General features: G+C 26.8%; 9 protein-coding genes. 5 read left to right on the forward strand and 4 right to left on the reverse strand.

The window, feature by feature from the left end; all coding sequences use genetic code 11:
- Positions 1 to 20: 20 nt before the first annotated feature.
- Complete coding sequence (locus J7G74_RS04580; protein WP_297132433.1) at positions 21 to 677, reverse strand: YitT family protein; 657 nt, start codon at positions 675 to 677, stop codon at positions 21 to 23.
- A 261-nt stretch (positions 678 to 938) separates the two neighbouring features.
- Here J7G74_RS04580 and J7G74_RS04585 point away from each other — a divergent pair, with 261 nt between their 5' ends.
- From J7G74_RS04585 to J7G74_RS04605, 5 genes are all read left to right on the forward strand, one after another.
- A complete protein-coding gene (locus tag J7G74_RS04585) occupies positions 939 to 1,478 on the forward strand; it encodes a chromate transporter (RefSeq protein WP_297132436.1) in 540 nt (179 codons plus the stop codon).
- Positions 1,478 to 2,062, forward strand: coding sequence for a chromate transporter (locus J7G74_RS04590; protein ID WP_297132438.1), 585 nt, complete (start codon positions 1,478 to 1,480; stop codon positions 2,060 to 2,062). The genes J7G74_RS04585 and J7G74_RS04590 overlap by 1 nt, the downstream gene beginning before the upstream one ends.
- Before the next feature lie 198 nt (positions 2,063 to 2,260).
- A complete protein-coding gene (gene sfsA / locus J7G74_RS04595) occupies positions 2,261 to 2,974 on the forward strand; it encodes a DNA/RNA nuclease SfsA (protein ID WP_297132441.1) in 714 nt (237 codons plus the stop codon).
- 191 nt (positions 2,975 to 3,165) lie between these two features.
- A complete protein-coding gene (locus J7G74_RS04600; RefSeq protein ID WP_297132443.1) occupies positions 3,166 to 4,428 on the forward strand; it encodes a 30S ribosomal protein S1 in 1,263 nt (420 codons plus the stop codon).
- A gap of 86 nt (positions 4,429 to 4,514) precedes the next feature.
- A complete protein-coding gene (locus tag J7G74_RS04605) occupies positions 4,515 to 5,234 on the forward strand; it encodes a phosphatase (protein WP_297132445.1) in 720 nt (239 codons plus the stop codon).
- 76 nt (positions 5,235 to 5,310) lie between these two features.
- Here the strand turns inward: J7G74_RS04605 and J7G74_RS04610 are convergent, their stop codons facing one another.
- The 3 genes from J7G74_RS04610 to J7G74_RS04620 form a co-directional block, all read right to left on the reverse strand.
- Positions 5,311 to 6,321 (reverse strand): DUF4179 domain-containing protein, encoded by a 1,011-nt coding sequence (locus J7G74_RS04610; RefSeq protein ID WP_297132447.1) that lies wholly within the window; start codon positions 6,319 to 6,321, stop codon positions 5,311 to 5,313.
- Entirely contained in the window at positions 6,314 to 6,880 is a 567-nt protein-coding gene (locus tag J7G74_RS04615; RefSeq protein WP_297132449.1) for a sigma-70 family RNA polymerase sigma factor, read from the reverse strand. The genes J7G74_RS04610 and J7G74_RS04615 overlap by 8 nt, the downstream gene beginning before the upstream one ends.
- A gap of 197 nt (positions 6,881 to 7,077) precedes the next feature.
- Positions 7,078 to 7,339, reverse strand: a 262-nt coding sequence (locus J7G74_RS04620; protein WP_330616398.1) for a hypothetical protein, incomplete at its 5' end; no start/stop codon positions are given.

Here is a 7,339-nt window from a genome sequence, read left to right on the forward strand (position 1 = left end):
CTAACTATTAAAATATTTCGTTATTTTGTTGTAGCAAATTCCTCTTGAAGATATTCATTACTACTTTCATATTCATCACCACTATCCTGACTTTCATCATACATGATACTTATTATTTTTCCACTTATTGTAACAGCAATTAAAGAAAAGAAAATTTGCTTAAAACTTAAATAAGATAGAGATAATATTAATACTATGAAGTCTGTAATCATATAAATATGATTTACTTTAAGAGAAGTTAGTTTTGTTCCTACTAATGCTATAACATCATCTCCTCCAGCTGCTCCTCCAGATCTAACAATTATACCTATACCTACACCTACACCAATACCTGCAAGAATACTTGCAAGAAGCATGTTATTACTTAAGTTTGGAACTATAAATCCGATGCTTTCCCACATCTTATACCATGTTGAAAAAGATAAACTAGCAAAAATAGAAAGTCCCAAAAACTGTTTCCCGAAAAATTTAGAACCAATTGCAAATAAAGATAAATCTATTATTAATGCTGTAATCGACGGAGATATATCGAATATATTCTTTATAAGAAGTAATAGACCCAATACTCCACCTTCAGTAACATTATTTTGATAGTTAAAATTGAAACTTCCAAAAGCTAATATACAACTACCAAACGCTATTAAAGCTAAATTTTTTATATATTTTTTTATCCACATAAAATCCTCCTATACGACTATCTATATAGTATTATAGGCCTTGGTATAATACCAAGGTAAATAGTTTTTTTCTCTAAAAATGTTTTTAAAATTATCTTTTTCTTGTATAAGAAGAGTGTGTCAATAATAAAAAGAATAATTTTAAAATATCTCGATATAAAATAATGTTTAATTATAGAAATTTAAGTAATAACATAATAGAAGACATATTATGATATACTAGTATTAGAAATATAAGTAATTAATGAAGGGAGATGTCTTATGAAGGAATTATTCAATTTATTTCTAGCCTTTGCCAAAGTAGGAGTACTTACATTTGGTGGAGGTTATGCAATGTTGCCTATATTGCAACGAGAAGTGGTAGAAAAAAATAATTGGGCAAGTGATGAAGAGCTTATGGATTATTATGCTATAGGTCAATGTACTCCAGGTGTTATAGCTGTAAATACAGCTACTTTTATAGGTCAAAAAAGAAAGGGTATAATAGGAGGTATAATTACAACTTTAGGTGTAGTATTACCGTCAATGATAATAATTACTATAGTTGCAGCATTTATAAGTAATTTTGCGGATTTACCTATTGTAAAGAATGCTTTTGCAGGAGTAAGAGTTTGTGTATGTGTACTTATATTTAATGCAGTTGTAAAGTTATGGAAAACTTCTGTAGTGGATAAGGCAACGCTTATAATATTTTTAGGTGTATTTATTGGTTCAGTTCTAACTGATTTATCTCCAGTAGTATTTGTAATAATAACAGCCATAGCGGGTATAGTAGTAAAGAATTTGGAGGTAGAAAAATAGTGATTTATATACAATTATTTTATGAGTTTTTTAAAACTGGATTGTTTGCAATAGGTGGAGGTATGGCAACACTTCCTTTTCTTTATGATATGGCGGATAAAACAGGATGGTTTACTGCAGCACAACTTTCAGATATGATAGCTATATCAGAATCTACGCCTGGGCCTATTGGAGTAAATATGGCTACTTATGTAGGATATACAACAGGAGGTATAATTGGTGGTATAATAGCAACTATTGGTCTTATACCACCATCAATTATTGTAATACTTATAGTTGCATTTTTCTTAAAATCATTTAGAGAAAACAAATATGTTGATGCAGCATTTTATGCTCTTCGTCCAGCTTCAACGGGATTAATTGCAGGAGCTGGTTCTACTGTAGTTATGCTTACATTGTTTAAATTAGATTTATTCAAACAAACAGGAAATATTATTAATTTATTTGACTGGAAAGCATTAATTTTAGCAGTAATAATATTTATTTTGACCAATTATGTGAAAGTTACAAAAAAACTTCATCCTGTTGTGTTTATAGCAGGTTCAGCAATAGTAGGTATAGTATTTGGATATGCAGGGGTATAAGGTATATGATATAAGCAATTTTTATCATTACTATATAAAGGATAGATAAATTATGAAAGTAGTCTACATAATATTAAGGTATTAGGCTACTTTTATTTTATATTATATAGAAAAATATATAATTTAATAAGAGCATACGAAAATAATGGGTATACTAAACTTATGAAGTTAAAAGTTACATAAAAGTAGGAGATAAATATGAAATATAAAAAAATGGTAGAGGCTAAGTTTATAGAAAGACCAAATAGATTTGTTGCGTATTGTGATATTGCTGGTCAAATTGAGAAAGTTCATGTTAAAAATACAGGAAAATGTAAGGAATTATTGGTACCAGGATATACAGTTTATTTAGAAGAAAGTGATAATCCAAATAGACAAACTAAATATTCTCTTATAGCAGTAAAAAAGGGAGATAGACTTATAAATATGGATTCCCAAGTAACTAATAAAATGGTTTATGAATCTCTTGAAGATAAATCATTAGTTTTACCTGGATTTGATGAGGAAATAACTTTAATAAAGCCTGAGAAAACTTATGGTAATTCAAGATTTGATGTTTATGTAGAAGGCAAAACAAAAAAGGCTTTTATTGAAGTTAAAGGTTGTACTTTAGAAATAGATGGAGTAATAAAATTTCCAGATGCAAAAACTGAAAGAGGAGTAAAGCATGTCAGAGAATTAATTGAGGCTAGAAAAGATGGATACTTAACATACATAATTTTTGTAATACAAATGGATGATGTATTATATTTTACTCCGAATGTTAAAATGCATAAAGAATTTGGTGATGTTCTAAAAGAAGCTAAAGACAACGGAGTGAATATTTTAGCGTATGATTCTATAGTAGATATAGATAACATAAAATTAAATAAACCAGTAAAGGTTATTTTAGACGATATTAAGAGAGAGTAAAGAGAATTTTCCCAAAAAAATAATATTATAATTGATAAAATTTCCAAACAAAGTTAAGATACTATTGTAAAGTATAATTTTTTTTAAAATAATCGAAAAATACTGACAAAATATTGTATAAATCTGTAAGGATTTGAAAATTTAATGGTATAATGTATAAGTAATATAAATAGGTGAAAGGATGTATTAGAATGACTAAAGAACTATCTATGCAAGAGTTGTTAGATCAACAAGAACAACTACTTAGTACAATACAAGTAGGGGAAATAATAACAGGAACTATAACTAAAGTAAATCATGACGAAGTAACTGTTGGATTATCTGTAGGATTTGATGGAGTAATTTCAGCAAGTGAATTAAATTTAGATAAAAATGCAGAAATAGAAGATGTTTATAAAGTAGGAGATGAAATATCTGCTATCATAATAAAAGTATCTGAAAAAGATGGTACATTAAAATTATCTAAATTAAAATTAGATATGATAAATGATAAAAAGGAAATCGAACAAGCACATGCTGATCATAAAATAATAACTGTAAATGTTGTTAAAACTATACAAAGAGGAGTATTTGCAAGATACAAATCAGTTGAATTATTTATACCGATATCTCAATTAAACACTAAATTTGTAAACGATACTAAAGAATATCAAGATGCTAATTTAGAAGTATATGTAATAGAATTTAACGAAAAATCAGGGAAAATGGTTGCATCTCATAGAGAAGTATTACAAGAGCGTTTAGATCAAGAAAGAAAAGAAAGAAGAGAAAGAATACAAGCTGAAAGAGAAGCAGAAAGACAAAGAGTAAGAGCAGAAAGAAAAGCTGAAAAAGAAAGAGTAGAAGCAGAGAAAAAATCTTTAGTTGATTCTTTAGAAGTTGGACAAAAAAGACATGGTAAAGTAACTAACATAGTAAGTTATGGAGCATTTATCGATTTAGGTGGAGTTGAAGGTTTAGCTCATATAAACAACTTATCTTGGAAAAGAGTAGAATCAGTTGAAGATATGCTTGAAGTTGGTCAAGAAGTTGATGTTTATGTATTAGAAGTAAACAAAGAAACTCAAAGAATAGGATTAGCTTTAAAAGATATAAACAATGATCCATGGGATTTAATAGCTAAAGAAGTAAATGTTGATGATGTAATAACTGGTAAAGTTGTTAGATTAATAGATAGAGGCGCTTTTGTTGAAATAAAAGAAGGTGTAGAAGCATTCCTTCCTATATCTCATTTAAGCGAAAATAGAGTTGCTAACGTGAGCAGTGTAGTTAACCCTGGAGATGAGATAACTGTTAGAGTGTTAACTTTTGATCCTTCACACAAAAGAATGTCTGTATCTATAAAAGATGTAAATAAAGAACCTGAAGAAGATTACAGTGAATTCTTAAATACAGAAGAAGAGTTAGGATCTACTATAGGAGATTTATTAAAAGGAAAGTTAAATAATAGATAATAATTAATGATATAAAAGCCATATTGCAAATGCCCTATGGCTTTTTGAATTATAAAAAATAGAATATAAATTTTTAAGGAGAAAAAATGAAAGCATTAATAGACTTACATACACATGCGATAGATAGTGGACATGCTTATAGTACTGTAAAAGAAAATATAGAGTATGCTGAAATTAATGGCTTAAAATATTATGGATTATCAGATCATGGAGTAGATATGCCTGGAGGACCACATGAATTTTATTTTCATAATATAAAAGTAATTCCAAAAGAAGTTAATGGAGTTAGAGTTTTAAAAGGTATGGAAGCTAATATAATAGATTATGATGGTAACCTTGACATATATGATGGTAATACTACAAAACATTTAGACTATTTAATTGCAAGCCTTCATACTGTATGCTTAGAGCCAGGAACAAAAGAGGAAAATACGAGAGCAACTTTAAATGCAATGGATAAAGATAAAGTAAAAATAATAGGTCATCCAGATGATGGTAGATATCCAATAGATTATGAATCAATAGTAAAAAAAGCTAAAGAAAAAAATATATTATTAGAAGTAAATAACTCATCTTTAAATCCAAATTCATTTAGACCTAATGCTCGTGAAAATTATAAAGAAATGCTTAAATTATGCAAAGATCAAGGGGTTAGAATAATATTTGGTAGTGATGCTCATATATGTTATCAAGTTGGAAAATTCGAAAATGCAGAGAAATTAATAGAAGAAGTAGATTTTCCAAAAGAATTAGTAATAAATTATCATGAAGATGAAATTGTGGAGTTCTTTGGATTAGATAAATAGATATAAAAAACTCATAAAGGTATACAAGATACTTTTATGAGTTTTTATTATTTATATGATCATAATAAATCTTATTTTAATTTTTTATTTGAATAATCTCATTTCCAATAGTAATACTCTTAATATCCTCAACATTAATAATTTGGCTAAAGTTAATGCTATGGTAAGATTTAAAAAATGAAGTAGAGGTACTACCACCTAAAAATAAGTTATTTTTTTCAGCTGATGAAACTAAACCTGTATCATAAGTTGTACCATCTTTCATTGTTATTGAAGATATCACAAAATTATTATAAGAATCACCCAAAAGATTTACAGATATAGATATTGGAGAAACTTCTATACTTGTAATAATTGATTTATAATTATTTTCTTTTACAAAATGATTTACTTTAAACTTTTTAGATAGATTTTTATATTTTAAATCCCAAGATAATTTCCAATTACCTTTTATTAATGTTATAAATTCATTGTCTTTCTCAGAATAATAACCAAAATCTTTGAAGTCTAAAGTTACTCTATCATCATTAAGATTTGATTCAGTATTGTAAGAAACTAAATATCTATATTTATTATCATTAGGGTTATAATCTTCTAATTCTTCCATCCCCCATCCAGCACTACCTCTATTATCTAAATAAATATCATATTCATTGAAAGTAGGATATTTAGGTATTTTAATATTTTTTGGAGTAGTTATATCTACTAAAATATATAACATATGTCTATCACCTAAAGTTTGCGTTACAGTTAAATCTAATCCATTGTTAGATACTGTTTTATTTATATCCTCACCAGCAGCATCAAGGGATATGTCATTTTTATCTATTCCAAAAAAGTTTAAAAAAGAATTATCTAAATTTGATTCAATGTATTCATTTGCCATGGCAACAGTACCAATCATCATAGTTGCGATTAATACAGCTACTATTAATTTTCTTTTACCGAAACTTTTATTTTTGTCAGCAGTAATTTTACTCATAGTCATATTCAAAATTCTTTGCTTCTCATCATTATTTAAAGGTTCTTCATTATCTAGTAAATCATTACTGTTTGATTTATTCAAAATTTCGTGTATTTTACTCATATATAATTCCTCCTTCAATAAGGGATTTTTTTAATTTTTCTTTTCCTCTATAAAGACAATTTTCAACTTTCTTAGGTGTTAAGTCCAATCTTTTGGAAATATCTTTGATTTTCTCAAAATAAAAATATCTTAGGATGAAAATCGATTTATCTGGTTCTTCCATATTATTAATAGTCTTACGAATAAGACTATTATTTATTTTTTTAGTATAATAATCTTCCATATTTATTGAGAGTCCAAGAGAGTCTTCTTCTAGAGGAAGAATTAAATTATTATTTTTAAGTTGTCTCCTCTTATCAAGAGATGTATTTCTTGCAATAGCATAAATATAACTTTTTAAGTTAGTACCTTTCTCTTTTTTGAATTTATCTACATTTTTCCAAAGTTTAAGGAAAGTATCAGAAATAGCTTCTTCAATATCTTCACTACTACAATCATAAAGTATGTTTTTACATATAGTTTTAACAGAACCACCATAAGTATCAAGTGCTAAGCTAATACCTTCCTCTGGAGATTTTTTTAAAAGGGACAGGATTTTTTTATCTTTAAATTTATTCATTAGTTAGTGCTCCTTTAAATTAAATCCTTTTCATTAATCATTACGTATAAAAATTAATTATCACTCAAAATTTTAATATATTTTTTTAGTGTAAGTTATATTTAAAAAATATAATTTCAAATATAACTTACACTAAAAAAGCCTTCATATGTATTACATATGAAGACTTTATATATAATTAATAACAAATAGTAATTTTAAGAATTTTGAGAAGTGAAAGCTTCTTTATTTCTTGAAACAAATCCAGATTTAAGGTACTCTTTATTTTTCATAACAAATTTAATAAAAAAGAACATACCTATCAAAAATGATATAGAACCCACAATTAAAAAACTAACTGCATCACTTTCTATGAAGGGAGTACTCTCAACAGTTACAGTAGGATCAGAAAATAATTCTGGTAAAAAAGATAATAAATTATTCAAGAAATGAACTGTTATAGGAATCAATATATTTTTA

This window comes from Terrisporobacter sp., from assembly GCF_017888745.1.
Lineage (GTDB): Bacteria > Bacillota > Clostridia > Peptostreptococcales > Peptostreptococcaceae > Terrisporobacter.